Below are 25,466 nucleotides of genomic sequence, written 5' to 3' on the forward strand. Positions count from 1 at the left end.
CCCTGCACGTCAGATCTCTTAGGGTATGCGCTACCGCCTGAAGATGCGACCCGGGCACCTTCGGGCAGAGGCATTCGTCGCCCCGGGAATGCCAGATCAGCGCCGGGTTCGGCCCGAAAATCCGCTGTCGGCGGACGCACTGGGGGTTGCTCGGCGCGCACGCAGTGCGGCAAGCCCGCAACAGCCTCCGGCGAACACGGCGCCTTCGCTGCTCGCAGCGCGCTATCCTCCGAAGCATGAGCGCGGGTGAAGCATGACCATGGGCAGCGGGCCGGTCGGGAGAGGATCCCGAATCTCCGCCGGCGACGCCGAGCTGCAGCGCAAGCTCAACCAGGACGCGCCCGCGGTCGAGGGGCTCGGGCGCCGCATCGCCGCCCTGTTCCGTCCCTACCGACTGCAACTCGTCGTGATCATCGCGCTCGTGCTGGTCTCCGCGGGGCTCGCGATTCTGCCGCCGCTGCTCACCCAGCGCGTGTTCGACGAAGGGCTCTTCCCGCTCGACGGCGGCGGGCCGCATCTCACCGTGCTCGCGTGGCTCGTCGGCGCGATGATCGCGGTCTTCATCGTCTCGTCGGGACTCGGCATTCTGCAGACGCTCTTCACCGCTCGCGTCGGCAACCGCGTGATGGGCGACCTGCGGGTGCGGCTCTTCTCCCACCTGCAGTCGATGGAGCTCGGCTTCTTCACCCGCACCAAGACCGGCGTGATCCAGTCCCGTCTGCAGAACGACGTCGGCGGCGTCGCCAACGTGCTGACGAACACGGTCTCCAACATCATCGGCAACACCGTCACCGTCGTCGCGGCCGTCGTGGCGATGCTGCTGCTGAGCTGGCAGCTGACGCTGATCGCCGTCGTCGTCATGCCGGTGCTCGTGATCGCGCAGCGCCGCGTCGGGCAGATCCGGGCGAAGATCGCGGGTCGCACGCAGGAGTCGCTGTCGGAGATGAGCGCGATCACGCAGGAGGCGCTCTCCATCTCGGGCGTGCTGCTCGCGAAGACCTACTCGCGCCAGAGCACCGAGACCGAGCGGTACTCGGCCGAGAACCGCAACCAGATCGACCTGCAGGTGCGGCAGACGATGAGCGGCCAGCTGTTCTTCGCGCTCGTGCAGGTCTTCCTGTCGGCGGTGCCCGCGATCGTCTACCTGGTCTCGGGGTGGCTGATCGCGCGCGGGCAGAGCGAGGGGTTCGATCCCGGCATCACCGCGGGAACGATCGTCGCCTTCACCACGGTGCAGTCGCGGCTGCTGTTCCCGCTCGTCGCGCTCATGCGCATCGCGCTCGACCTGCAGACCTCGCAGGCGCTGTTCGCCCGCATCTTCGAGTACCTGGATCTGAAGCCCGCGATCGTCGACGCAGTCGACGCGCGGGAGCCCTCCGATGAGCCGGGACGCGCCGGTCGCATCACCTTCGACTCCGTCTCGTTCCGGTACCCCGACGCGGGCCCCGACGACCGCCCCACGCTCGACGCCGTGTCGTTCCACGTGGAACCGGGGGAGTTCGTGGCATTCGTCGGCGCATCCGGATCGGGCAAGACGACGATCGGCTCGCTCGTGCCCCGCCTCTACGACGCCACCTCGGGAACCGTGCGCTACGGCGACGACGACGTGCGCGAGCTTCGGCAGGAGGCGCTGATGGATCGCATCGGCGTGGTGACGCAGGAGCCCTACCTCTTCCATGCGTCGATCCTCGCCAACCTGCAGTACGCCAAACCCGGTGCGTCGTTGCACGAGGTGCAGGCCGCCGCGCGGCTGGCCAACATCCACGACACGATCGAGAGTTTCGCCGACGGCTACGACACGATCGTGGGGGAGCGCGGCTACCGCCTCTCCGGCGGCGAGAAGCAGCGCATCGCGATCGCCCGCGTGCTGCTGAAGAACCCGCGCGTGCTGGTGCTCGACGAGGCGACGAGCGCGCTCGACACCGTCAACGAGCGCATCGTGCAGCACGCGCTCGAGGATGCGCGCAGCGGTCGCACCACCATCGCGATCGCGCATCGCCTCTCGACGATCGTCGACGCCGACCGCATCTACGTGGTCGGCGGGGGGCGCATTCTGGAGCACGGAACTCACCAGCAGCTGCTCGAGCGTGGCGGCGCCTACGCGGAGCTCTACGCCCAGCAGCAGTAGGGCTGCGCTGCGCTCCGCCTCCCGCCGCCTCGCCGCCCCTCGCCGCCCCTCCCTCCTCCGAGCGGGGTCACTTCGGGAGGGTGTCGGCGGGCGGAACCGGTGCGACACGCTCCGAAAGTGACCCCGCTCGCACGGTGGTGGGGAGGGGGCGTGGGCGGGGAGGAGAGAGAAGGGGGGCGACGCACGCCGCCGCGGCTAGCGGCGCGCGGCGAGCAGGTCCGCGCCGGTGAGGGACGACGCGACCGACAGCGTCACGTGCAGCGCCTCCTCGGACGGCAGGCGCCCGGCCACGACGGGGATGGCGATCCCGTCCTCGACGGCGAGAATCGCCCGCGCCGTTTCGAGCACGCCGTACTGCAGTCGCATCGCGCCCTGTGCGACGCCCGATTCGAGGATCTCGCTGAACAGGCGCAGCTGCTCGGCTTCGAACTCCATCCCTGAGGCGACGATGCGCTCCTGTCGGATGGCGAGCGCGGAGAGCTCCATCAGCAGAACGGTTGCGGAGCGAGAGCTCGTACCCGCGTGCGGAACGCCGAGCGCGATGCACTCGGTGAGGCGGTCGACGGGCGACTCGATGTGCGCGACGTGCTCGCGACGCCGGGTGAGGTACTCCTCGATCGCCGTCTCGTAGGTGTCGGCGTAGAGGTCTGCGAGATCCGGATAGTAGTAGCTCACCGCGGCAGGCGTGAGCGACGCGGCCTCCGCGATGTCGACCAGTCGCGCGCCTCCCTGACCGCGTTCCACCAGAAGCTGCGACGTGACCGACACGAGTTCTCGTTTGCGTGCTTCCTGGTTGCGAGGGCGGGCCATGCGCCCATTCTTCCAGAGCACGCTCGCCTCGCCGTTGACAGGCCCGTATGAGTTATTTAAAGTTTCATTAACTAATGAAAGGAAGGCTATGAGCCGATCACTCGGTGTTGCGCTGGTGCAGCACCACTCGACAACGCTGTCCGAATTCGAGGAGCACCTGCGCAGGAGCTCCGCGTCGCACCCGGAGATGCAGCTCTGGGTCTACCCCGAGCTCCATCTCGACACCCCCGGAGACGCGCCCGACGTCGAGCAGCTCGCCACGCCGCTCGGCGATGAGCGGTTCGCCCGGCTCGGCGCGCTCGCCGCCGAACTCGGCATCTGGCTCGTACCGGGAACCTTCTACGAACGCGGCGAATCCGGTCGCGTGCACAACACCGCGGTGGTGTTCGGCCCGGACGGCGCTGTGCGTGCGACGTACCGCAAGATCTTCCCGTGGCGTCCGGCGGAGGTGTGCGCCCCGGGAGGCACGTTCACGGTCTTCGATCTGCCCGGCTACGGCCGCGTCGGCATCTCGATCTGCTACGACATCTGGTTCCCCGAGCACGTGCGCCACCTCGCGTGGGCGGGAGCCGACCTCATCCTCAACCTCGTGCAGACCAACACGAGCGATCGCGACCAGGAGCTCGCCATCGTCCGCGGAAACGCGATCATGAACCAGGTGTGGGTCGCTTCCGTGAACGCCGCCGCGCCGACGGGCCGCGGACGCTCGCTGCTGGTCGATCCCGACGGCGCGATCCGCATGAGCTCCTCGACCGCGGAGCAGGAGATCCTCACCTCCGTCGTCGACTTCGCCCAGGTGGACGCGGTGCGGAAGTTCGGCACGGGAGGCGTCTCCCGCCCCTGGGCCCAGTTCCGCGCAGACGACGCTCCGATCGACCTGCCGCTCTACGGCGGGAGCATCTCGCCGAAGAGCTGGACGCCGCGCGAGCCGGAGGGGGCGAACGCATGAGCACCCTGACCGCCGCGACGGAGGCGCGACCGACGAAACTCCTTCCGCGCCTCGGGCTCCTCGGAGTCGTCTTCTTCGGCCTCGCCTACATGTCGCCGAGCATCGTCACCTCGACCTTCGGCGTGGTGTCGGAGGCGAGTCGCGGTGCCGCGCCGACGGCCTACCTCATCGCCACCGCCGCCATGCTCCTCACGGCGATCGCGTACGCGCTGCTCGCGCGGGCGTATCCGACCGCAGGATCCGCCTACACCTACGTCGGCAAGACGCTCGGGCGCGTTGTCGGCTTCTTCGCGGGGTGGGTGATCCTGCTCGACTACCTCTTCCTCCCCATGGTGGCGTGGCTGATCCAATCCACCTATCTGCATGCGCAGTTCCCGGGCATTCCGCTGTGGGTCTGGCTGCTCATCAACGTCGGTGCGACGACGGTGATCAATCTGCTGGGCATCGCCCTGGCCGACCGCGTGAACATCGTGCTCACCATCACCGCGATGGCCTCGGTCGCGGCGCTCGTGATCGTGCTGATCCTCTTCCTCGGGAGAGAGGGCGGCGGGGCCGCATCGAGCGCACTGTGGAACGAGCAGACGAACGTCGTCGCCGTGAGCTCCGCCGCTGCTGTGGCCGCGTACTCGTTCCTCGGGTTCGACGCGATCAGCACCCTCAGCGAGGAGACGAAGCAGCCGCGCCGCGACATTCCGCGCGGCATCGTGCTGGCCGTGCTCATCGGCGGATGCATCTTCGTGGGCGTCTCGTTCCTCATGCAGCTGGTGCACCCGGGCGGGTCGTTCGACAATCCCGACACCGCGGGGTACACGATCTCCATCTTCGCCGGCGGCGCCGCGTTCACGAACATCAACAACCTCGTGAGCGTGATCGCCGGTTTCGGTTCGGGTCTCGCGATCCAGGCGACGTCGAGTCGGCTGCTGTTCGTGATGGGCCGCGACGGCGTGCTTCCGCGCGCGGTGTTCGGGCGGCTCAGCTCCGCCTTCCGGGTGCCGTGGATCAACATCCTGCTGATCGGCGCGATCGGCATGCTCGGCATGCTGCTCGACATCGGCAAGGCGACCGCGTACATCAACTTCGGCGCGTTCCTGGCGTTCGCGCTGGTGAACGTCGCGTTCCTCGTCTGGATCTGGCGGCGTGCGGATCGCGCTCGCTCGACAGCGGTCACCGTGCTGCTCAGCCTGATCCCGGTCGCGGGGTTCGCGGTCGATCTGTACCTCTTCTCGAAGCTGCACCCCGAGGCGTACGCGGTGGGCGGAGCATGGCTGCTGCTCGGCGTCGTCATGCTCGCCGTCGCGACGGGCGGCTTCCGGCGCCCCGTCCCGGTGCTCTCGGAGCGCTGAGCGGGGCGGGTGGATAGCGGCGAAGTCCCCAAAATCTGCGAGCGGGGTCACTTCGGGAGTGTGTCGACATGCGAAACGGCTGCGACACCCTCCGAAAGTGACCCCGCTCACAGAAAGGGGGCGGAGCTGCGCGGCGGGCGCGGCGGGCGGAGCCGGCGGGAGAGGATCTGCGGGCGGCGGTGCCGCCTCGCGACGTAGGATCGTGTCCGTGCGCACTATCACCCAGTCACGGAAGCTCGCGGGGGTGCGCTACGACGTGCGCGGCCCGATCCTGCAGGAGGCGGAGCGCCTCGAGCGCGAGGGGCACCGGATCCTGAAGCTCAACATCGGCAACCCGGCGCCCTTCGGCTTCGAGGCGCCGCCCGAGATCGTCGAGCGACTGCAGGAGGCGCTCGCCGAAGCGCAGGGGTACAGCGATTCGCGGGGCATCCTGCCGGCTCGCGAGGCCGTTGCCCGGTACTACTCGGAGGAGGGCGTCGCCGGCGTCACCCCCGACGACGTGTTCATCGGCAACGGGGTGAGCGAGATGATCTCGTTGGTGGTGCAGGCGCTGGTCGATGAGGGCGACGAGATCCTCGTCCCGTCCCCCGACTACCCGCTCTGGACGGCGCAGGTCACCCTGTCGGGGAGCCTCGCCGTGCACTACCCGTGCGACGAGTCGAACGGGTGGATGCCCGACCTCGACGCCATCGAGCGCCTCGTCACGCCGGCGACCAAGGGCATCGTGCTCATCAACCCGAACAATCCGACGGGCGCGGTGTACTCGGCCGAGCTCGTGCGCGGGTTCGCCGCCCTCGCCGAGCGGCACGGCATCGTGCTGATGGCCGACGAGATCTACGAGCGCATCCTCTACGACGGCGCGCGGCACGAGCACGCGGCGCTGCACGTGCGCGACACCCTCTGCCTCACGTTCAGCGGTCTGTCGAAGGCGCAGCGCGTCGCGGGGTACCGCGCGGGCTGGCTCGCCGTCTCGGGCGACCGCGCTCGCGCCCGCGACTTCCTCGAAGGTCTGCAGCTGCTCGCGAACATGCGGATGTGCGCGAACGTGCCCGCACAGCACGCGGTCCCCGTCGCCCTCTCACAGGCCTCGAACTGGTCGGGCATCGCCGAGCTCTGCGCGCCCGGCGGCCGCCTGCGCGAGCAGCGGGACGCAGCGCACCGCCTGCTGACCGGGATTCCGGGTGTCGACTGCGAGCTGCCGAGCGGGGCGATGTACCTGTTCCCGCGGCTCGACCCCGAGGTGTATCCGATCGTCGACGATCAGCGGTTCGTCATCGACGTGCTGCGGGCGACCCACGTGCTGGTGACCAACGGCCGGGGGTTCAATCTGCCCACGCCGGATCACCTGCGCTTCGTAACACTGCCCTCGGTGCCGGTGCTCACCGAGGCCATCGGGCGCATCGGCGAGTACCTCGAGACGCGGCGAGCGTGAGCGTCAGAATCCTCGCCGTCGGCAAGAAGCACGAGAGCTGGGTCGTCGACGGCATCGGACGGTACGAGAAGCGCCTGCGCAAGCCGTACGACACGGTCTGGCAACTCCTGCCGCACTCGTCACGCGAGGGCGATGCGGCGCGCGCGGAGGAGTCGGATCGGCTGCTGAGCAAGCTGGATCGCGACGCCTTCGTCGTGCTGCTCGACGAGCGCGGGCGAAACATCGACTCGCCCGCGCTCGCGCGCACGCTGCAGAGCGCGTTCGACGCGGGCAGGCCGGTGACGGCGATCATCGGCGGGGCGTACGGCGTCGACGACCGGGTGCGGGCGCGCGCCGACTTCGTGTGGAGCCTCTCCCAGCTCGTCTTCCCGCATCAGCTCGTGCGGCTGATGCTCGTCGAGCAGCTGTATCGTTCGCAGGAGATCTCGGCGAACCGCTCGTATCATCACGTGTGATCCGACTCGGATCGCCCGCAGCCCGCCCGCTTCAGGAAGGCCCGCAGTGACGCGTACTCCCCGGCTCGCCGTCGTCGGCAGCATCAACATCGACCTCATCGCGCGCACGACCACCCTGCCGAGGCCGGGGGAGACGATCGGCGGGGGATCCTTCACCCGCCTGCCGGGCGGGAAAGGCGCGAACCAGGCGGTCGCGGCGGCGGCGCTCGGCATCGCGACGCGCATGATCGGCGCGGTGGGCGACGACGCCGACGGGGCGCTCGCCCGCGAGACGCTCGTCGCCGCGGGGGTGGACGCGTCTGCCGTGCGCACCGTCGACGAGCCGACGGGGGTCGCGCTCATCTGCGTCGATGCGAACGGGGAGAATCAGATCAGCGTGTGTCCGGGGGCGAACGCGGCGGTGGCGGTGCAGGGGCCTGACTCGGCCGACGCCTTCGCGCCGGGTGAGGCCGTGCTCGTGCAGCTCGAAGTGCCGATGGCGGCCGTCGTCGACGCGGCGCGCGCGTGCACGGGATTCTTCGCCGTCAACGCGGCGCCCGCCGCCGAGCTGCCGGAGGAGGTGCTGCAGCGAGCGGATCTCGTGATCGTGAACGAGACCGAGTTCGCGGCGATGCCCGCGCTGCACGGGGACGGGGCGGGCGGCGCCCCCTCCCGCGACCGCGACCGCGACCGGACCAGCGGCGGCCCGCTCGTGGCCGTCAGCCTCGGCGCCGACGGCGCCCGGCTGCTGCGCGACGGGGTCGAGGTCGCGCGGGCCTCCGCATCCGCGGTCGACGTGGTGAGCACCGTGGGGGCGGGCGATGCGTTCTGCGCCGCACTCGTGGCGGCGCTCATCTCCGGCGTCGCCGAGGACGCGGCGCTTGCAGCCGCGTGCGCGGTCGGTGCGGCGGCGGTCGCGGACGAGCGCTCGCAGCCCGCGCTGCAGCAACTGGGTGCGTACCTGCCGTAGCGGGTGTGCCGGTCCGCGTCGCATCTCGGCCGCTATGCCTCTCGGGCCGATGCCGGCATCGCGGATCCCGATCCCATCTGCTCGTGACTGATCACGCTCAGTTTCCCGTTGGGTTCGAGCACGACCGCGCCGACCAGAGCGACGTCTCCGTATCCGCCTCCGCGCACGGCCTGCAGCACCTGCGACTCGGTGAGGCGATTCGCGGCGAGCGCATCGCGGTCGAGCTGTCCGTTCGAGACCAGCAGGACCGGTTGCGAGGTGACCAGCCTGCTGAACCAGCGGAAGCGCGTTGACAGCCAGGCGACGATGAACTGCAATCCTGCGAGCAGCAGCATCGCGGCGGCCCCTTCGGTCCAGGAGACATCGCTGGTGAGCAGGATCGTGGCGAGGATCGAGCCGAGGGCTACCGTGACGACGAAGTCGAACGCGTTCATCTGACTCAGCGTGCGCTTGCCGAGCATCAGGAGCGCGATCACGAGGAAGCCGTACGCGCCCGCTCCGACGATCACTGTGCGAATGACATCCGACCACGAATCGAACCACATACTGAATCTCCCCTCTTCGCGCGAGGCCGCACGCGGTGCAGCGGCGGCGCGGCTCCACGGTGCCACAGCAGGAGAGCGGTGTCTGGCGGCTTGCGCTCCAGCGGAGTCGATGCGACAGTGCGCGTGCGGTGTGCGTTCACTGGCAGGAGCGCGGTTGCATGAATGTCGGCGGCTGCCTCGATCATCGAGGCATGATCCCCTTCCGACTCTCAGCGCGAGTGCAGCCGCGGGCGCGCGGGTCGTCCCCGACCGCCCGCGCAGGCCCCGTCATCGCTGCCGCTCCCGCCGCTCCCGCCGCTCCCGCTGCGGTGCGCGACGATCCGTCGGCGATCGAGGCGCCCTGGCGCGTCTCGAAGCGTTCTGCGAGCGGCGTGATCGAGGTGGAGAACATGAGCGCGGCGGCGCTGCACGCCGTGTGCTTCTCGCTGGCCGGTGACGGCCTGCTCGGGCTGTCTCTGCCGCGCACGGTGCTGCCGGGCGAGCGACTGCGGGTCGCACTGCGGGGCACGCGTGCGGAGGCCGCTTCCGACGCGGCCGATTCGCTGCTCGTACTGCGCTGGTTCCAGCCGGACGGGAGGGAGCTGCTGTGGCCCGTTTCGCTGCTCTGAACCGTGCTCCGCCGACACGCCGGGCACGGTGTGGAGGAAGGAATTTTTTCGGCCCCTCGGCGTTGTGGATAAGTGGGGAAGAAGTGCGAAACCGCGCCGAAAGTTCTCCCCAGATCCGGCCCCGTCTCTCGGGAGAGATCGGTGAAAAACTACATTGGTGTAACTACTGCATGTTGTGGTTGCCCCCGGTGTGGTTCACTAGATGTAGTGCCTCGGACGAGGCAGTCGAGTTTTTATCGAAGGGCGTGAAATGGCGATCACCGTATACACCAAGCCGTCGTGCGTGCAGTGCACTGCGACCTACCGGGCGCTCGACAGCAAGGGCATCGAGTACGACGTTCTCGATCTCTCGCAGGATGAGACGGCGCTCGAAGCGGTGAAGGAGCTCGGCTACCTGCAGGCTCCCGTGGTGGTGACCGATGACGAGCACTGGTCGGGCTTCCGCCCCGACAAGATCTCGGAGCTCGCGGGTCGTCTCGCGTAAGAGCGATGTGATGGGGCGGGAGCACGTGGGGTTCCCGCCCCATACCGTATGTTCGGTGCTGCAGCGGAGAGGAAGAGGGGAGTATGGCGGATCTCGTCTACTTCTCCAGCGTCTCCGGCAACACGCACCGATTCGTCGAGAAGCTCGGCCGCCCAGCCGAGCGGATCCCGATCCGGGCCGGTGATGAGCCGCTCCGGGCCACCGAACCGTACGTGCTGCTCCTGCCCACGTACGGAGGGGGGCCGGAAACCCGGGCCGTGCCGAAGCAGGTCATCAAGTTCCTCAACGACGAGGAGAACCGCAAGTACCTGCGCGGAGTGATCGCGGCGGGCAACACCAACTTCGGTGAGGCCTACGCGATCGCTGGCGACATCGTCGCCAGGAAGTGCGACGTGCCCTTCCTCTACCGATTTGAACTCTTTGGAACACCCGACGACGTCATCGCCGTCCAAGAAGGATTGGAACAGTTTTGGTCCCGACAGCAACAGCCGCCGACACCGCGAGCGCAGTGATGGAGCCCGGACTCGAATCGTCGAAGATCAGCGAGATGGACTACCACGCGCTGAACGCGATGCTCAATCTCTACGACGCCGACGGGAACATTCAGTTCGACCGCGACCGCGAGGCGGCGCGCCAGTACTTCCTGCAGCACGTGAATCAGAACATGGTGTTCTTCCACAACTTCGAAGAGCGCATGCGGTATCTCATCGACAACGACTACTACGAGCGCGAGCTCATCGAGCAGTACGGCGTGCCCTTCATCGAGGAGCTCACGAACGAGGCGTTCGCGATGAAGTTCCGCTTCCCGACATTCCTCGGCGCCTTCAAGTTCTTCACCTCGTACGCACTCAAGACGTTCGACGGCAAGCGGTACCTCGAGCGCTTCGAGGATCGCGTCGTCATGTCGGCGCTCGGCCTGGCCGAGGGCGACCGTGAGCTCGCCCGCGGTCTCGTGCGCGAGATCGTGTCGGGCCGGTTCCAGCCGGCGACGCCCACCTTCCTGAACCTCGGCAAGGCGCAGCGCGGCGAACTCGTCTCCTGCTTCCTCCTCCGCATCGAGGACAACATGGAGTCGATCTCGCGCGGCATCAACTCGTCGCTGCAGCTCTCGAAGCGCGGCGGCGGCGTCGCGCTGCTGCTGTCGAACATCCGCGAGACCGGTGCGCCGATCAAGAAGATCGAGAACCAGTCCTCCGGCATCATCCCCGTGATGAAGCTGCTCGAAGACAGCTTCAGCTACGCGAACCAGCTCGGGGCGCGACAGGGCGCGGGCGCCGTCTACCTGTCGGCGCACCACCCCGACATCATGCGCTTCCTCGACACCAAGCGCGAGAACGCGGATGAGAAGATCCGCATCAAGACGCTGTCGCTCGGCGTCGTGATCCCCGACATCACGTTCGAACTCGCCAAGAAGGGCGAGGACATGTACCTGTTCTCGCCGTACGACGTCGAGCGCGTCTACGGCGTGCCCTTCGGTGATATCTCGATCACCGAGAAGTACGCCGAGATGGTCGATGATTCGCGCATCAAGAAGACGAAGATCAACGCGCGCCACTTCTTCCAGACGATCGCCGAGCTGCAGTTCGAGTCGGGCTACCCGTACATCGTGTTCGAGGACACGGTGAACCGGGCGAACCCGATCAAGGGCCGCATCAACATGTCGAACCTGTGCTCCGAGATCCTCCAGGTCAACACGCCGACCACGTACAACGAGGATCTGAGCTACAGCGAGATCGGCAAGGACATCTCGTGCAACCTCGGCTCCATGAACATCGCGGCGGCGATGGACGGCGGCAACCTCGGCGGCACCGTCGAACTCGCGATCCGCGCCCTCACCTCGGTCAGCGACCAGAGCCACATCTCGTCCGTTCGCTCGATCGAGGACGGCAACGATCAGTCGCACGCCATCGGCCTCGGCCAGATGAACCTGCACGGGTACCTCGCCCGCGAGCACGTGCACTACGGCTCCGAAGAGGGCATCGACTTCACGAACATCTACTTCTACACCGTGCTGTTCCACGCTCTGCAGGCCTCGAACCGCATCGCGATCGAGCGGAAGAGCGTGTTCGGCGGCTTCGAGGATTCGCAGTACGCGTCGGGCGAGTTCTTCGACAAGTACACCGAGCGGGAGTGGGCGCCCGCGACGCCGCGCGTCGCCGAACTCTTCGCGCAGGCCGGCATCGCGATCCCGAACCAGGCCGACTGGCTCGAGCTCAAGGCGAGCGTGATGGAGCACGGCATCTACAACCAGAACCTGCAGGCCGTGCCCCCGACCGGCTCGATCTCGTACATCAACAACTCGACGAGCTCGATCCACCCGATCGCGTCGAAGATCGAGATCCGCAAGGAGGGCAAGCTCGGGCGCGTGTACTACCCGGCCCCGTTCATGACGAACGAGAACCTCGAGTACTACACCGACGCCTACGAGATCGGCCCCGAGAAGATCATCGACACCTACGCTGCTGCGACGCAGCACGTCGACCAGGGCCTGTCGCTCACGCTGTTCTTCAAGGACACCGCGACGACGCGCGACATCAACAAGGCGCAGATCTACGCATGGCGCAAGGGCATCAAGACGATCTACTACATCCGCCTGCGTCAGCTCGCACTCGAGGGCACCGACATGTCGGAGTGCGTCAGCTGCATGCTGTGATCCTCGCGATCAGGGCATAACGACACAGAAACCACCGGAGTAGAGAGAACCCGATGAACTTCAAGCTGGGCCACGCCGTGCAGGCGATCAACTGGAACCGGATCCAGGACGACAAGGACCTCGAGGTCTGGAACCGACTCGTCAACAACTTCTGGCTGCCCGAGAAGGTGCCGCTGTCGAACGACGTGCAGTCGTGGGCCACGCTCACGCCGCAGGAGCAGCTGCTCACCATGCGCGTGTTCACCGGGCTCACCCTGCTCGACACGATCCAGGGCACCGTCGGCGCCGTGTCGCTGATCCCCGACGCGATCACCCCGCACGAGGAGGCCGTCTACACGAACATCGCGTTCATGGAGTCGGTGCACGCGAAGAGCTACTCGTCGATCTTCTCCACGCTCTGCTCGACGCAGGAGATCGACGACGCGTTCCGCTGGTCGATGGAGAACCCGAATCTGCAGAAGAAGGCGCAGATCATCACCGACTACTACGAGGGTGATGATCCGCTGAAGCGCAAGGTCGCCTCGACGCTGCTCGAGTCGTTCCTCTTCTACTCCGGCTTCTACCTGCCCATGTACTGGTCGAGCCACGCCAAGCTCACCAACACGGCCGACCTGATCCGCCTCATCATCCGCGACGAGGCCGTGCACGGCTACTACATCGGCTACAAGTACCAGAAGGGCCTCGAGAACGAGACCGAGGAGCGCCGCCAGGAGCTCAAGGACTACACGTTCTCGCTCATGTACGAGCTGTACGAGAACGAGGTCAAGTACACCGCCGACCTCTACGACCCGGTGGGCCTCACCGAGGACGTCAAGAAGTTCCTCCACTACAACGCCAACAAGGCGCTCATGAACCTCGGCTACGAGCCGATGTTCCCGAAGGAGATGACGGACGTCAATCCGGCGATCCTCTCGTCGCTCTCGCCCAATGCGGACGAGAACCACGACTTCTTCAGCGGGTCGGGCTCGTCGTACGTCATCGGCAAGGCCGTCGCCACCGAAGACGAGGACTGGGACTTCTAAAAGACCCGATCAAGCGAATTTTTCGAGAAATGTAAGGGAAGGTGATGGACATGAATACAACTTCGCGACATGGCTGCGATGGCGCATTTGCCCACATTTTGCTCACATTTCTTTTGGTCGTGCATCGACACTGCGTCAATTGCTACCAGATTTACGGGAAGGGTTCTCGCGTGCGCGCGGGAGCCTTTTCCCGTTGTAAAGACCCGCCATGTGAGGAGATTCCTCAGGTGGGAGAAGGGAGTGACATCATGCACACTCCGAAAGGCCCCAATGGGGAATGGAAGACGGGGCAGCGCGTCCCCGTGACTGGAATCTGGTCCGATCAGTACGGGATGACTACCATCCATACTGTCGGAGGCACGTTTCCGCCGTGCATCGACCGCAAGGGCGAGTGCGCGTCTCGCAAATTGATCCAGGAAGATGTTCGGTTGGTCGCCTAGCTCCTAGATCAGGCAGGAAGGCCTCCGTTCGAAAGGGCGGGGGCTTTCTCGTTTATCATCGCTGGGTTGATGCCGGCGGAACGTATCTCGAGTGTATGCCCACGTAACCGCAAAATCAAAAACGAGCTCGCGTCGCGCAGGGCGGTGAGTCTTGCAGCACTGAGGGAAGCGGCGACAGCGTCAAGGTCATCGTCGAACAGATCTGTATACACATCGAGAGTCATCGCGGCTGACGCGTGACCGAGCATCCGCTGGACCTTGCACGGCCGCCACACCCGCCGCTCCGAGACCTCGTAGCCGAGATCGTGAAGGTCATCGGCAAGCACCCGGTATCCGCCCTCGGGATCCTCTGCGTGCAAATCACGGAGCACACCGATCAGGTGCTGCTGCTCAGCTTCTCGAGCTCAAACGTGCTGTTTCAGCCATTGGTAGTATGTCTGCTCGCTGAAGCCGAGCACCCGGCACGCCACCGCAACCGACACCCGGATCGGGTCGTTGGCCGCGGCCATCTCCCCTCACTGTGCTTCGATGGCATAGTCATCATCCTCCCAGCAACGATCACTCGATCGAAGCAGTGTTGGACTCAACCAAACCCTCAGCAGACCCCTCGCCCTGACCGGGTGGGTGCAGCCCGTCATCATCGAGGTCGCCCCCGACCCCGAGCAGTTCGGCTGGTCTGTCCGCCGACGCAACGACGTGAGCCATTTCCTGCGTCTGATGCAAACCCTCCGCGACAGCCCGAGCGCGAAGATCCGAGCCTCCGAAGTGCTCCAACTCCCACGCTACGACGGCAACATCGTCTCCACCATCAACGTGCTCGACGCCGCCGGGCTGCTCATCGATGGCGAGCCCGCTGTGGCCTGCGGTCACTGGCAAGGTGCTCAAGTCTTCAAGCTCGTCTTTCAGAACCCCACCCGCGGCATGACGACCACCAAGGTCAACGGCAACATCCCAATGCCGCTGGACACCGCTCCCGTCCGCGAACGCCTCACGCGATGGCTCGACTACCACCAGAGCAGTTGGCCGAACTCGCAGAACCCGCACCTCATCATGCACCAGCGCTCCGCACCCAGGATGATGGCCGCGAACCGAACCCGTCCCTGGGAGCAGGGAGGCATCCGCCCGCAGGCCCTCCGCGAAGATTGCATGCTCGCCGAGGCTCACGCCACCCGCGGCGACGCACGGGCGATCAGCGACCTCTTCGGCCTCAGCATCGCAGGCACCGACCGCTACATCGAGACGATCGTACGCCCCGACCTCACCATCGGCGAAAACGCATACAACGAGAGCATCTACGCCCAGGTCGCTGTTACAGAATCCGGAGTAAAAACGCCGAGTACTCCTCTATCTCAGGAGACCGGTGTCGCGTGCGGTAGCGACGGCAGCGGTGCGGGAGGAGGCGCCGAGCTTGGTGTAGATATGCACGAGGTGCGATTTCACGGTCGCGTCGCTGATGTGCAGCTGAGCCGCGATCTCGTTGTTCGTTGCGCCGTCGGCGACGAGCCGCAACACTTCGGTCTCGCGGGCGCTAAGGCTGGGCTGCGGGGAGCGCATCCGGGCGAGCAGGCGACCCGCGATCGCAGGGGCAAGAGCAGTCTCGCCCGAGGCAGCAGCATAGATCGCGGCGATGAGCTCTTCGGGCGGGGCGTCCTTGAGGAGATAACCGCTAGCACCGGCCTCGACCGCGCCGAGGATGTCGCTGTCGGTATCGTAGTTCGTGAGCACCAGCACCGCTGGCGGGTTCGGCAGAGCGCGAATACGGCGGGTCGCATCAGCCCCTGTCTGTTCGGTGCCGAACTGCAAATCCATGAGCACCACGTCTGGTGTCAAATCGGTAGCGAGGGCAACGGCATCGTCAGGGGTCTCCGCCTCCCCGATCATGTCAAGGTCTGAATCACCTGAGAGCATGGCGCGGAGCCCGGCGCGGACGACGGGGTGGTCGTCGGCGAGCACGATCCGGATCATGAGGACGCCCCGCTCCCTGTCGGGAGCGGCAGCCGTGCGGTGATCGTGGTGCCGTCGCCGGCTGCCGAGGTGATGGCGAGGGCGCCGTCGAGCTGTTCCACACGCTCACGCATAGCGTGCAGTCCGAAGGAATCGGACTCGTGAGAGTCGGCGACGGCCGAGGACACGTCGAAGCCCTGCCCGTTGTCGCAAACGACCAATGACACAGCGTCGCCCTCACGTGCGAGCTCGACGGCGATCAGGGTGGCGTCCGCGTGGCGGATCGCGTTCGACACCGCGCCCTGGGCGATGCGCAGCAGCGCGGTCTGGGTGCCCATCGGCAGATCGAGATCCTCAGCGGCCACCTCGACGGGCAACGACGTACGGTCGGTCTGTTCCTGTCCGAGCCTGCGCAGCGCGGCGGCGAGACCGTCATCGAGTCGGGCGGGGGTGAGCTCGCGGATGATCTGTCTCGTCTCGGAGAGGCAATCTGCGGCGGTCTCGCGTGCCAGTTTCAGGTACCCGGCGCCGGGTTCGGGGGTGTCGCGTTCAGCGGCGCGCAGGAGCATCTGAACCGAGGACAGGCCCTGGGCGACGGTGTCGTGGATCTCGCGAGCCAGGCGCGCACGCTCCGCGAGAGCGCCTTGTTCACGTTCGGTCTCGGCAAGCTGCTGCCGAGTGCGGATAAGCTCGGTAAGGAGACGCTCGCGTTCCTCGGCCTCACGCCGCAGTGCGCGGTAGGCGAGCCCGATCAGGAGAGCGACGCCGGCGCCGACGAGCGGACCGATCACCCCGCCGACGCTGAACCCGAGATGCAGTCCGAGGGCGAGGACCGAGAACACGGTTGTGATCACGATCGCCGCGACCCCTCCGGAGCCAGGCAAGACATGGAGGTAGAGGAAGAACAGGGGGAAGACCAGGTACGCCCCCTCGGGGCTCACCCACGTCAGCACCGCCCACAACAGGGTCAGCGCGACGACCCAGACGACCGCGAACCTGCGACCGGACGAATCTGCTGCGCGACCGGAGCGCGCCGCCCATGCGCCGGCGACGTAGACCGCGACGAACGCGACCCCGATGACCAGCGTCCATGCTGCGACCGGGGAGAAGACGACGAATGCGCGCACGGCCGCGAAACCCGCAAGCCCGATCAGGAGAGCGTGCAGGCCGAAGCGGAGGCCGGTGAACACCGGGGCGAGGGTCGAGTGCGGCATGACAGCTTAAGCCTATGCGAACCGCGTTTCCGGGCCATCAACCGAAAGTTTGACCGCGAATCCACAGTTTAGGCGATGCCCGACCACGCCCCTTGAAAGGAGGGTGAAGAGCAGCTCGGGCAGAGTGTTCGAGCGGAAAGGCATCATCGTGTTCGTCGCGTGGAGAGAGCTGCGGTTCGCACGCGGCCGGTTCCTCCTCATCGGGGCCGTTGTCGCCCTGATCACCCTGCTCGTCGGCTTCCTCTCAGGCCTCACCGGAGGACTTGCCGCCCAGAACATCTCGTCCGTACTGCAGCTGCCCGGAGACCGTCTCGTGCTGCAGCAGCCCGACAACAGTGACCCGAGCTTCGCAACCTCCTCCCTCGACGAGGACACCGTCCAGGCGTGGGTACAGGCAGATGGCGTCGAGTCGGTGATACCGGTCGGGATCGTCCAGTCGCGGGCTTCGGCCAGAGATACCGACGACCCCACCGGGGTCGCCCTCTACGGGCTCCCTCAGGAAGCTCCGGCCATCGGACCGAACCCGCTGTGCGAGCTCACCCCAGATTCCGATACCGACGTCGGTCTCTCATCCGACGCCGCCGACGACCTCGGTGTCGAGGTCGGTGATACGATCTCGATCACCGGCCACGACTTCACCGTCGCCGCTATCGGCGGGGATCTCTGGTACAGCCACACCCCGGTCATTGTCATGACCCCGGATGCGTGGAGCGAGGCCAGCCAACGCGTCGGCGGCACGGGCGAGGCCACGGTGCTCGCCGTCACCGGCGACGCAGACTGGGAGGCCGTAGGTGCCGACACGGACACGGTCGCGGAAACGCCGTTGACGAGTCTGACCGCATTGGAGGCATTCCAGTCTGAGATCGGGTCGCTCGGGCTCATGATCGTGATGCTCTTCGGGATCTCCGCGCTCGTTGTCGGTGCGTTCTTCACCGTCTGGACGATGCAACGCGCAGGCGACATCGCCGTGCTCAAAGCATTAGGGGCCACGACCGGGTCGCTCGTGCGAGATTCCCTTGGGCAAGCCTTCATCGTGCTCGCCGCCGGGATCGGGGTCGGCCTTGCGGCCGTGGTCGGGCTTGGGACGCTCGCGGGACAGGCACTGCCGTTCGTCGTGAGCCCGCTGACAACTTTTGTCCCGGCCGTCGTGATGGCGGTGCTGGGCCTTGCAGGAGCCGCGTTCGCGCTGCGCTCCGTCACCAAAGCCGACCCCCTCACCGCCCTTGGGAGCAACCGATGATCGAACTGCAGAACGTCACCCTCACCTTCCCCGACGGGGACAACCACATCACCGCTGTCGATGACGTCACCCTCCGTGGAGACAACGGCACCGTCACCGGCATTACCGGCCCCTCCGGATCCGGCAAATCCAGCATCCTCGCCGTCGCAGCGACCCTGATCCGCCCCGACTCCGGCGGCGTCCTCATCGGGAATGAGTCGGACTTGATCGACGCCGCCCAGCTCTCAAAGACCGACGCCACCGAACTCCGCCGTGAGCGCATCGGCATCGTCTTCCAGCAGTCGAACCTGCTTCCGGCGCTCACAGCTCGCGAGCAACTCCAGCTCATGGCACGCCTCGGCGGTGGCAGCAGCCGGCATAGGCGCGGGAGGATCGACACCCGTGTCGAGGAGCTGCTCGACGCAGTCGGACTCACCGAGCACGCCGACAAGCGCCCCCATCAGCTCTCCGGCGGGCAACGGCAACGGGTGGCCATCGCCCGCGGCATCGTCCACGAACCCGAGGTGCTGCTCGTCGACGAGCCGACCAGCGCCTTGGATCAAGAACGCGGTGCGGAGATCATGCAGCTCCTCGCCCGCCTCACCCACGAACGCGACACCGCCACCTTGCTCGTTACCCACGACCTCGTGCACCGCGACGCCCTGGACGACCTCGTCACAGTCATCGACGGCCGCATCACCACCCCTGCCGCAGGGCACGCGCTCACACGCTGAGCTGGACGGCGGAACGATGAGAGAATAGGAGCACGGGGAAGTTGCGGGAACTTTAAGTGTCGAGCACCCCGCATGGTCCTCGTACCTTGATGTTCCCGCCAAACCGTCAGTATTCACGCGAACTTCTAAGTTTTGGTTACCGTGCGACCCGTGGTGTCAAAGAGTTCCAACTCCTCGGGGTGTAATTGGTGCTGGCAGACGAACGAGTGATCCTTGATGCGCCAGAGCCCCTTCCCACGCCGAGCCCGGAAGCAGCTTCTGTTCTATGCCAGTGAGTCCGGGCGCTCGAGCGGTGACGCCGAGCTGGTCGAATTCCTGTCGGTAGATGATCCTCGTCTCGGCGTTGGCCAGCAGGCTGTTGGCAAACGAGCGCATTGCGGATACTTGGTTGAATTGGCTGGTTTGTGTTCCGACCGGTTTTCTTGTCAGCCAGTCGGTGACAGAAGCATCTCGGCCTATACCTTCCGGGCATGCGCTCGACCATTCGAGGTTGAGCGCCCGCCACAATAGAGGGATGACGATCCCTCTGATCCCCGAGATGCCCGAGCCTGTGTACGTGATGTCTCAGGAGGGCTTCCGACTGGCCACGTACACCTGGGGCGACGAGGACGCGCCCGTGGTGCTGGCCGTGCACGGCTTCGCATCGAGCTGCCGCGACAACTGGGTGAGCACGGGCTGGGTCGGCGGCCTCCTGCGCGCGGGCTTCCGCGTGCTCGGCATCGACCAGCGCGGTCACGGCATGAGCGAGAAGCCCGTTGAACCGCGCAATTACCAGATGCCGCTGCTGGTGTCGGATGTCGAGGTGATCCTCGACACGTACATGATCGACCCAGTGCTCTACCTCGGCTACTCGCTCGGCGCGCGCGTGGGGTGGCACGTGGCGGTCGACCTCGCGGACCGCATCGAGCGGGCCGTGCTCGGCGGCATCCCGGACGGGCGACCGCTCGGCCGTCTCGACCTCGCGCAGGCGCGGGCCTACCTCGAGCAGGGCACGCCCGTCACCGACCAGGCCACGCAGAACTACGTGAAGCTCGCCGAGCGCGTGCCCGAGAACGATCTCGCCGCCCTCATCGCGCTCGCCGGCGGCATGCGGTTCGGCGACGAGAACCCCGACATGGGCCGCCCGCCGCAGCAGCCCGTGCTCGTCGCGACCGGCACCGAGGATCGCATCTTCGACGACTCGAAGCAGCTCGCCGCGCAGCTGCCGAACGGCACGTTCGTGGAGATCGAGGGGCGGCACCACTTCAACGCGCCGGGCGCGCGCGATTTCAAGCGGATCGGCATCGACTTCCTGCGCGGCGAGGTGTAGCGCGCATCTACGCCGCCTGCTGCCAGAGCGGCTCGGGGCGGGAGCGGATGAGGCGCTGCGTGTAGTCCTGCTGGGGGTCGGTGAGGATCCGAGCCGTGCTGCCGTACTCGACGACCTCGCCGCGCTGCATCACCAGCGTCTCCGAGCAGATGCGCGAGACGACGGCGAGGTCGTGCGTCACGAAGACGATGGAGAGCCCGAACTGGTCGCGCACCTCCTCGATGAGCTCGAGTACCTGCGCCTGCACCGATACGTCGAGCGCGCTGGTCGCCTCGTCGAGCACGAGCAGTTTCGGCCGCGCGGCGAGCGCCTTCGCGAGTGCGACGCGCTGGCGCTGCCCTCCCGAGAGCGCCTTCGGCCGAGCCGCGAGCTGATCGGGGCGGATGCCCACGCGTTCGAGCAGCGAGGCCGCGTCCGACTCGGCATCGCGCCGCGAGCCCCCGCGATGCAGGCGGACGACGTCGGCGACGGCGCGCCCGATCGCGATGCGCGGGTCGAGGGAGAGGTACGGATCCTGGAACACCATCTGGGTCGTCGCGGCGAGCTCCCGGCGCTCGGCCCCCGACATCGCCCGGTCGGGGCGCCGGGCGCCGTCGAATGCGAGCTCGCCGTCGTCGGCCTGCTCGAGCCCCACGAGGATCCGGGCGAGCGTCGATTTGCCCGACCCGGATTCACCGACGATGCCGAGCGACCCGCCGCGCGCGAGGGAGAAGTCGACGCCGGAGAGCGCGGTCACATCGTCGCGCCCCGGAACCCGGTAGCGCTTCGTGAGCCCGGACGCCGCGATGAGCGGGGTTTCCGCGGGAGTCGCGGCGGGATCCGACGCAGATTCCCCGGCTGCCGCGCGCACCTCGATGCGCGGCGTCGCCGCCAGCAGCTCCTGCGTGTACGTCTCCTGCGGGGCGCGGAACACGGTCTCGGTCGGCCCCTCCTCCACCACGAGCCCGCCGCGCAGCACGACGACGCGCTCGCACAGTGAGGCCGCCAGCCCCAGATCGTGGGTGATGAACAGCATGCCCATGCCGCGCGCCGCCTGCTGCTCGCGCAACAGGTCGACGATGCCCGCCTGCGTGGTGACGTCGAGCGCGGTGGTCGGCTCGTCGCAGAGCAGCAGATCGGGCGAATCGAGCAGTGCTGCGGCGATCATCACGCGCTGCAGCATGCCGCCCGAGAGCTGGTGCGGGTACTGGTCGAGCAACGAGGCGGCACGCGGCAACCCGACCTGTTCGAGCTGCGCCACAGCGCGTGCGGCGGCGTCGGATCGGCTGAGCTCGTGCCAGCGCACGAGGGTCTCAGTGAGGAAGTCGCCGAGTGTGCGCACGGGATTGATGCCGGCGCGCGGATCCTGGAAGATCATCGACGCACGCGTGCGGCGGATCGTGCGCAGCTGCGCCTCGCTCGCGGTGACGGTGTCGATGTCGCCGACGCGCACCGACCCCTCGAGGGACGCGCGCTCGGGGAAGAGGCCGAGAGCGGCGCGGGTGGTGAGCGATTTGCCCGATCCGGATTCGCCCACGAGCGCGACCGATTCGCCGGCCGCGACCGACAGGGATACCCCGTTCAGCAGCGGTCCGCGGCCCGGAACGCGCAGCGACAGGTCTGCGATATCGAGGAGCTGGGTCATGAGAAGTTGCCTCCGATGCGGTCGGACAGTTCTTCGCCGATGATGTTGATGGCGACCACCACGAGCACGACGACCGCGGCGGGCACGAACGTGGGCAGGAGCGCCCCGCTCATGAGCGCGCCGCGGCTCTCGTTGATCATGGAGCCCCAGTCGGCGGTGGGGGCCTGCACGCCGAGGCCGATGAACGACAGCGCGGCGAGATCGGCGAGCACGTAACCGAAGTTCAGCGTCGACTGAGCGCCCACGGTCGGCACGACGTTCGGGAGCACGCGGCGCAGCGCGATCCAGGACCCGCGGAATCCGAGCACCCGGTAGGCCTGGACGTACGGGCGGGTGCGCTCGGCCACGATGAGCCCGCGCGTGAGCCGCGCGACGTAGGGGATGTACGCGATGGTCATCGCGAGCACGGGGGCGAAGAGCCCCTTGCCGAAGAGGGCGACCGCGAGGATCGCGAGCAGCATCGCCGGGAACGAGAACAGGAAGTCGAAGACGCGCGAGAGCACGGCGTCGATCCAGCCGCCGCGCCAGGCTGCGACGAGGCCGAGCAGGAGGCCCAGCACGGTCGAGCCGATCACGACGATGAGCGGCCCGATGAGTGAGGTGCGCGCCCCGTACATGAGCCGGGTGAGCAGGTCGCGGCCGAGTGCGTCGGTGCCGAGCCAGTGCGCCCAGCTCGGGCCCGAGAGCACGTTCTGCAGGTCGACGTGGTCGGGGTTGTACGGCGCGATCAGGGTCGCGAGCGCTGCGGCCAGTACGACCACCGCGACGAAGACGAGCGACACCGTGGCCTGGACGGAGAAGCGCCGGCGCCGCAGCGCCTTCGGCACGGCGAGGGCGCGGGTCGCGTTGGGAGGAGCATCCGGCGATGAACCGGACGAGGATGGCCGCGGCGCGGCCTGCGAGGCTGAAGTGCTCATCGGGTCTCCGATCCTGCGGCGATGCGGGGGTCGATCAGGGGCTGGATGAGATCGACGATGGTGTTGATGGTGACGAAGGCGACGACCACGACGAGCACGATCGCCTGCACCACCGGGAAGTCGAGGCGGTCGACCGACTGCACGAGCAGCGAGCCCATGCCGGCGAGGCCGAACGTCTGCTCGACGATCGCGCTCGAGACGAGCAGACCCGCGACGAGCACCCCGCTGACGAGCAGGATCGGCCCGATCGCGTTGCGCAGCACGTGCCGCAGCACGACGGAGGAGCGGGTCAGGCCGCGACTCGTCGCCACCTCGACGTGCTCGCGCACGAACTGCTCGTTCATGGACGAGCGGGTCACGCGGGCGATCAGCGCGACGAAGGCGAGACCGAGCGCGAACGCGGGCAGGATGAGGTGCACGAAGCGATCCCACCCCGCGTCGCCGCTGCCGAACGAGGGGAACCATCCGAGCTGCACGGCGAACACCGCGATGAGCAGGATCGCGATGACGAATGCGGGCACCGCGCCGAGGGCCGTGGACGTCATCAGGATCACGCGATCCGTCAGCTTGCCGCGCCGCAGACTGGCGAAGACGCCGGCCGCGAGCCCGAAGAGCACGATGATCACCGCGGCGAGGGCGACGAGCTCCAGGGTGACCGGAAGCCGGGCGAGCAGCACGCTGGACACGTCGTCGCGGTACTGCAGCGAGCGGCCGAAGTCTCCGCGCACGACCCCGCCGATCCAGGAGAGGTACTGCTCGATCGGCGACTTGTCGAGCCCGTACTGCCTCGTGACCTCGGCGATCGCCTCGGGGCTCGGGCTGCGGCCGCGGAGCAGGAAGCGGGCGGGGTCGCCGGGTACGACGAACCGGGAGAAGAACACGACGAGGGAGGCGGCGAACAGCGTCGCCACGAGTCCGATCACGCGCCCCAGCACGAAGCGCGCCGTCACACCGCCGCGCGCGCCTCCGCCTCGGCTCCCTCGGGTGCGGCGCGAATCGGCGCCGTCCTCCCGCAGGCGCACGGCCCGTGTCTCATTCGCAGCAGCGTCGGCTGTTCGCATCACTCCGCCTTCCCGATCGTCGCGGCCCAGGGGTAGTACATGTAGTAGATCGACGGATCGACGCCCGTGATCCGCTCTCCGAGCCACAGGGTCGTCGGCACGTCGAAGAGCGGGATCCAGGGGAGCTCCTCGCTCGTGAGCCGCTGCGCCTCGGCCGCGAGATGCGACCGCGCGAACGGGTCGTCGGTCTGCAGGGCCTCGTTCACGATCGTGTCGAACTCCTCGTTCGACCACTGGCCGTAGTTCGAGAACTCTCCCGTGCGCAGCACCGCGTACATCTCGAGCGGGTCGGTGCTCGAGAGGTACCAGCGCGTCGTCATCAGGTCGACGCCTTCGAGGGCCGTCGGGTCGGAGAAGAGCAGCGTGTAGGCGTTCGGCGTGCGCGTGTCGATCTCGATGTCGAGGCCGATCTCCGCGCCGGCCGACGCGACCGCCTGCGAGATCACGTCGAACGAGGCGTCGAGCGATGCGGTCGCGTACGTGATCTTCGCGCCCTCCGCACCGGCCTCCTTCACGAGCCGTCGCGCTTCTTCGAGGTCGTAGTCGTGGTTCGGCAGATCATCGAAGGCGGCTTCAGTCGCCTCGGGATCGCCGTTGATCCACACCGACTCGGGTGTGAGGGCGTCGGTCGGGGTCGCGTACCCCTGCACCGCGGCGCGCACGAGCGCCTCCCGATCGAGCGCCATGGTCAGCGCCTGTCGTACGCGCACGTCGCCGAGCGGTCCGTCCATGTCGGAGACGATGAGGCTCTGCACGGTCGCGTTCAGGCCGAAGTGCACGCTGCCCGTGTCGCTGGCGCGCAGCACGTCGATGGCGTTGCTCGGAATCGTCCAGGCTCCGTCGATCTCGCCGGTCTGCAGCGCGTTCACGCGAGCGTTGGCGTCGGTGAGGATCACGAAGGTCAGCTGCTCGGCCTTCGCGCGCAGCTCGGGATCCCAGTAGTCGTCGAAGCGGTTCAGGGTGATCGACTCGCCCGAGCGCCACTCGCCGAACGAGAACGGCCCGGTGCAGTTCACGCCCGTCGACTGGTTGCCGTAGTCGGCTCCGGCGGCCTCGGTGGTGGCAGCCGACTGGATCACGCCCGGGGCGGCCGACATCAGCTGGTTGAACTGCGAATCGGGCACGACGGTGCGCACGGTGACCTCGTGCTCGCCCGTCTGCTCGATGGTGTCGACGTTCTTGAAGGTGTCGTACCAGAACGAGGCGACCTCGGGGTCGAGGTGCCGCTTCAGGGAGACGACGACGTCGTTCGGCGTCATCTCGGTGCCGTCGTGGAATTTCACGCCCTCGCGAATCGTGTACACCCAGGTGAGCGGGTCGGGGTGGTCGAACGCGGTCGCGAGCCCCGGCGAGACCGACAGGTCGGAGTTCCAGCGCAGCAGGGAATCGCACACGTTCGAGAGGACCGTGTTGTCGTTGTAGTCGAACGCGTAGGCCGGGTCGAGGGAGTACGGCTCGGTGCCGAGCGCCCACGTGAACGAATCGATCTCGCCGACCGGGGCGGGTGTGGTCGCCTCGAGCTCGAATGTGCCCGCGTCCTTCCCGATCGCGCTCTGCCCGCACCCGACGAGACCTGCGGCGAGCAGGATCGCCGTTCCCGCCGTGGCGGCCCGGCGCATGCGGCGG

The 25,466-nt window shown here is 67.4% G+C and carries 23 protein-coding genes and 3 pseudogenes; 14 read left to right on the forward strand and 12 right to left on the reverse strand.

What is annotated here, in order from left to right; all coding sequences use genetic code 11:
- Positions 1 to 259 precede the first annotated feature (259 nt).
- On the forward strand, positions 260 to 2,128 hold the full coding sequence (locus PQI23_RS03995; protein WP_339971833.1) for an ABC transporter ATP-binding protein: 1,869 nt from the start codon (positions 260 to 262) through the stop codon (positions 2,126 to 2,128).
- Positions 2,129 to 2,323: 195 nt separating this feature from the next.
- On the opposite strand, the gene PQI23_RS04000 is transcribed toward PQI23_RS03995, so the two are convergent.
- The gene (locus PQI23_RS04000) at positions 2,324 to 2,938 is read right to left on the reverse strand and encodes a TetR/AcrR family transcriptional regulator (RefSeq protein WP_339971754.1); all 615 of its coding nucleotides are present in this window, start codon (positions 2,936 to 2,938) and stop codon (positions 2,324 to 2,326) included.
- An 88-nt stretch (positions 2,939 to 3,026) separates the two neighbouring features.
- Between PQI23_RS04000 and PQI23_RS04005 the strand changes: the two genes are divergently transcribed.
- The 5 genes from PQI23_RS04005 (at position 3,027) to PQI23_RS04025 (ending at position 8,066) form a co-directional block, all read left to right on the forward strand.
- Positions 3,027 to 3,887, forward strand: coding sequence for a carbon-nitrogen hydrolase family protein (locus PQI23_RS04005; RefSeq protein ID WP_339971756.1), 861 nt, complete (start codon positions 3,027 to 3,029; stop codon positions 3,885 to 3,887).
- Positions 3,884 to 5,230 carry an APC family permease gene (locus PQI23_RS04010; protein WP_339971758.1) on the forward strand — a complete coding sequence of 449 codons (1,347 nt, stop codon included), beginning with the start codon at positions 3,884 to 3,886 and terminating at the stop codon, positions 5,228 to 5,230. The genes PQI23_RS04005 and PQI23_RS04010 overlap by 4 nt, the downstream gene beginning before the upstream one ends.
- A gap of 208 nt (positions 5,231 to 5,438) precedes the next feature.
- Entirely contained in the window at positions 5,439 to 6,662 is a 1,224-nt protein-coding gene (locus PQI23_RS04015; protein ID WP_339971760.1) for a pyridoxal phosphate-dependent aminotransferase, read from the forward strand.
- A complete protein-coding gene (locus PQI23_RS04020) occupies positions 6,659 to 7,117 on the forward strand; it encodes a 23S rRNA (pseudouridine(1915)-N(3))-methyltransferase RlmH (protein ID WP_339971762.1) in 459 nt (152 codons plus the stop codon). The genes PQI23_RS04015 and PQI23_RS04020 overlap by 4 nt, the downstream gene beginning before the upstream one ends.
- Before the next feature lie 46 nt (positions 7,118 to 7,163).
- Entirely contained in the window at positions 7,164 to 8,066 is a 903-nt protein-coding gene (locus PQI23_RS04025; protein ID WP_339971764.1) for a ribokinase, read from the forward strand.
- Between the two features lie 32 nt (positions 8,067 to 8,098).
- On the opposite strand, the gene PQI23_RS04030 is transcribed toward PQI23_RS04025, so the two are convergent.
- Complete coding sequence (locus PQI23_RS04030; RefSeq protein WP_339971766.1) at positions 8,099 to 8,611, reverse strand: DUF421 domain-containing protein; 513 nt, start codon at positions 8,609 to 8,611, stop codon at positions 8,099 to 8,101.
- A 191-nt stretch (positions 8,612 to 8,802) separates the two neighbouring features.
- Here PQI23_RS04030 and PQI23_RS04035 point away from each other — a divergent pair, with 191 nt between their 5' ends.
- The 5 genes from PQI23_RS04035 (at position 8,803) to nrdF (ending at position 13,378) form a co-directional block, all read left to right on the forward strand.
- A complete protein-coding gene (locus PQI23_RS04035) occupies positions 8,803 to 9,219 on the forward strand; it encodes a hypothetical protein (RefSeq protein ID WP_339971768.1) in 417 nt (138 codons plus the stop codon).
- 250 nt (positions 9,220 to 9,469) lie between these two features.
- Entirely contained in the window at positions 9,470 to 9,703 is a 234-nt protein-coding gene (nrdH, locus tag PQI23_RS04040) for a glutaredoxin-like protein NrdH (RefSeq protein WP_010155847.1), read from the forward strand.
- Between the two features lie 83 nt (positions 9,704 to 9,786).
- A complete protein-coding gene (gene nrdI, locus PQI23_RS04045; protein WP_339971772.1) occupies positions 9,787 to 10,215 on the forward strand; it encodes a class Ib ribonucleoside-diphosphate reductase assembly flavoprotein NrdI in 429 nt (142 codons plus the stop codon).
- Complete coding sequence (gene nrdE, locus PQI23_RS04050; RefSeq protein WP_339971835.1) at positions 10,215 to 12,356, forward strand: class 1b ribonucleoside-diphosphate reductase subunit alpha; 2,142 nt, start codon at positions 10,215 to 10,217, stop codon at positions 12,354 to 12,356. Before nrdI ends, nrdE begins: the two co-directional genes overlap by 1 nt.
- Before the next feature lie 53 nt (positions 12,357 to 12,409).
- Entirely contained in the window at positions 12,410 to 13,378 is a 969-nt protein-coding gene (gene nrdF, locus PQI23_RS04055) for a class 1b ribonucleoside-diphosphate reductase subunit beta (protein ID WP_339971774.1), read from the forward strand.
- A 592-nt stretch (positions 13,379 to 13,970) separates the two neighbouring features.
- Here nrdF and PQI23_RS13965 read toward each other — a convergent pair.
- The 5 genes and pseudogenes from PQI23_RS13965 to PQI23_RS04080 all read right to left on the reverse strand — a co-directional run.
- A pseudogene (locus PQI23_RS13965) lies at positions 13,971 to 14,075 on the reverse strand (tyrosine-type recombinase/integrase); the annotation flags it as partial.
- Positions 14,076 to 14,330, reverse strand: a pseudogene (locus PQI23_RS04065) (IS3-like element ISAar45 family transposase); the annotation flags it as partial.
- 46 nt (positions 14,331 to 14,376) lie between these two features.
- Entirely contained in the window at positions 14,377 to 14,874 is a 498-nt protein-coding gene (locus PQI23_RS04070) for a hypothetical protein (protein ID WP_339971776.1), read from the reverse strand.
- A gap of 288 nt (positions 14,875 to 15,162) precedes the next feature.
- Positions 15,163 to 15,783: a response regulator transcription factor gene (locus PQI23_RS04075; RefSeq protein ID WP_339971779.1), complete on the reverse strand. Its 621-nt coding sequence runs from the start codon at positions 15,781 to 15,783 to the stop codon at positions 15,163 to 15,165.
- Entirely contained in the window at positions 15,780 to 16,976 is a 1,197-nt protein-coding gene (locus PQI23_RS04080) for a sensor histidine kinase (RefSeq protein ID WP_339971781.1), read from the reverse strand. Before PQI23_RS04080 ends, PQI23_RS04075 begins: the two co-directional genes overlap by 4 nt.
- A 148-nt stretch (positions 16,977 to 17,124) precedes the next feature.
- Here PQI23_RS04080 and PQI23_RS04085 point away from each other — a divergent pair, with 148 nt between their 5' ends.
- The gene (locus PQI23_RS04085; protein ID WP_339971837.1) at positions 17,125 to 18,216 is read left to right on the forward strand and encodes an ABC transporter permease; all 1,092 of its coding nucleotides are present in this window, start codon (positions 17,125 to 17,127) and stop codon (positions 18,214 to 18,216) included.
- A complete protein-coding gene (locus PQI23_RS04090; RefSeq protein WP_339971783.1) occupies positions 18,213 to 18,929 on the forward strand; it encodes an ABC transporter ATP-binding protein in 717 nt (238 codons plus the stop codon). The genes PQI23_RS04085 and PQI23_RS04090 overlap by 4 nt, the downstream gene beginning before the upstream one ends.
- Before the next feature lie 125 nt (positions 18,930 to 19,054).
- Here the strand turns inward: PQI23_RS04090 and PQI23_RS04095 are convergent.
- Positions 19,055 to 19,310, reverse strand: a pseudogene (locus PQI23_RS04095) (ATP-binding protein); the annotation flags it as partial.
- A 133-nt stretch (positions 19,311 to 19,443) separates the two neighbouring features.
- Between PQI23_RS04095 and PQI23_RS04100 the strand changes: the two are divergent.
- A complete protein-coding gene (locus tag PQI23_RS04100; protein ID WP_339971785.1) occupies positions 19,444 to 20,238 on the forward strand; it encodes an alpha/beta fold hydrolase in 795 nt (264 codons plus the stop codon).
- 7 nt (positions 20,239 to 20,245) lie between these two features.
- Here the strand turns inward: PQI23_RS04100 and PQI23_RS04105 are convergent, their stop codons facing one another.
- From PQI23_RS04105 to PQI23_RS04120, 4 genes are read right to left on the reverse strand one after another with little or no spacing between them, the layout of a single operon-like run.
- Positions 20,246 to 21,862 carry an ABC transporter ATP-binding protein gene (locus PQI23_RS04105; protein WP_339971787.1) on the reverse strand — a complete coding sequence of 539 codons (1,617 nt, stop codon included), beginning with the start codon at positions 21,860 to 21,862 and terminating at the stop codon, positions 20,246 to 20,248.
- Positions 21,859 to 22,779: an ABC transporter permease gene (locus PQI23_RS04110; protein WP_339971789.1), complete on the reverse strand. Its 921-nt coding sequence runs from the start codon at positions 22,777 to 22,779 to the stop codon at positions 21,859 to 21,861. The genes PQI23_RS04105 and PQI23_RS04110 overlap by 4 nt, the downstream gene beginning before the upstream one ends.
- The gene (locus PQI23_RS04115) at positions 22,776 to 23,840 is read right to left on the reverse strand and encodes an ABC transporter permease (RefSeq protein WP_339971791.1); all 1,065 of its coding nucleotides are present in this window, start codon (positions 23,838 to 23,840) and stop codon (positions 22,776 to 22,778) included. The genes PQI23_RS04110 and PQI23_RS04115 overlap by 4 nt, the downstream gene beginning before the upstream one ends.
- Positions 23,840 to 25,459 (reverse strand): ABC transporter substrate-binding protein, encoded by a 1,620-nt coding sequence (locus PQI23_RS04120; RefSeq protein WP_445238400.1) that lies wholly within the window; start codon positions 25,457 to 25,459, stop codon positions 23,840 to 23,842. Before PQI23_RS04120 ends, PQI23_RS04115 begins: the two co-directional genes overlap by 1 nt.
- Positions 25,460 to 25,466 lie beyond the last annotated feature (7 nt).

The organism is Leucobacter sp. USCH14 (assembly GCF_037619215.1).
Classification (GTDB): domain Bacteria; phylum Actinomycetota; class Actinomycetes; order Actinomycetales; family Microbacteriaceae; genus Leucobacter.

Bases quoted from the DNA above. Each gene is read 5' to 3' on its own strand.
- PQI23_RS03995 (WP_339971833.1), top strand. From the start codon at position 260: ATGGGCAGCGGGCCGGTCGGGAGAGGATCCCGAATCTCCGCCGGCGAC.
- PQI23_RS04000 (WP_339971754.1), bottom strand. From the start codon at position 2,938: ATGGCCCGCCCTCGCAACCAGGAAGCACGCAAACGAGAACTCGTGTCG.
- PQI23_RS04005 (WP_339971756.1), top strand. From the start codon at position 3,027: ATGAGCCGATCACTCGGTGTTGCGCTGGTGCAGCACCACTCGACAACG.
- PQI23_RS04010 (WP_339971758.1), top strand. From the start codon at position 3,884: ATGAGCACCCTGACCGCCGCGACGGAGGCGCGACCGACGAAACTCCTT.
- PQI23_RS04030 (WP_339971766.1), bottom strand. From the start codon at position 8,611: ATGTGGTTCGATTCGTGGTCGGATGTCATTCGCACAGTGATCGTCGGA.
- PQI23_RS04035 (WP_339971768.1), top strand. From the start codon at position 8,803: ATGATCCCCTTCCGACTCTCAGCGCGAGTGCAGCCGCGGGCGCGCGGG.
- nrdH (WP_010155847.1), top strand. From the start codon at position 9,470: ATGGCGATCACCGTATACACCAAGCCGTCGTGCGTGCAGTGCACTGCG.
- nrdI (WP_339971772.1), top strand. From the start codon at position 9,787: ATGGCGGATCTCGTCTACTTCTCCAGCGTCTCCGGCAACACGCACCGA.
- nrdE (WP_339971835.1), top strand. From the start codon at position 10,215: ATGGAGCCCGGACTCGAATCGTCGAAGATCAGCGAGATGGACTACCAC.
- nrdF (WP_339971774.1), top strand. From the start codon at position 12,410: ATGAACTTCAAGCTGGGCCACGCCGTGCAGGCGATCAACTGGAACCGG.
- PQI23_RS04075 (WP_339971779.1), bottom strand. From the start codon at position 15,783: ATGATCCGGATCGTGCTCGCCGACGACCACCCCGTCGTCCGCGCCGGG.
- PQI23_RS04080 (WP_339971781.1), bottom strand. From the start codon at position 16,976: ATGCCGCACTCGACCCTCGCCCCGGTGTTCACCGGCCTCCGCTTCGGC.
- PQI23_RS04090 (WP_339971783.1), top strand. From the start codon at position 18,213: ATGATCGAACTGCAGAACGTCACCCTCACCTTCCCCGACGGGGACAAC.
- PQI23_RS04100 (WP_339971785.1), top strand. From the start codon at position 19,444: ATGACGATCCCTCTGATCCCCGAGATGCCCGAGCCTGTGTACGTGATG.
- PQI23_RS04105 (WP_339971787.1), bottom strand. From the start codon at position 21,862: ATGACCCAGCTCCTCGATATCGCAGACCTGTCGCTGCGCGTTCCGGGC.
- PQI23_RS04110 (WP_339971789.1), bottom strand. From the start codon at position 22,779: ATGAGCACTTCAGCCTCGCAGGCCGCGCCGCGGCCATCCTCGTCCGGT.
- PQI23_RS04115 (WP_339971791.1), bottom strand. From the start codon at position 23,840: ATGCGAACAGCCGACGCTGCTGCGAATGAGACACGGGCCGTGCGCCTG.
- PQI23_RS04120 (WP_445238400.1), bottom strand. From the start codon at position 25,459: ATGCGCCGGGCCGCCACGGCGGGAACGGCGATCCTGCTCGCCGCAGGT.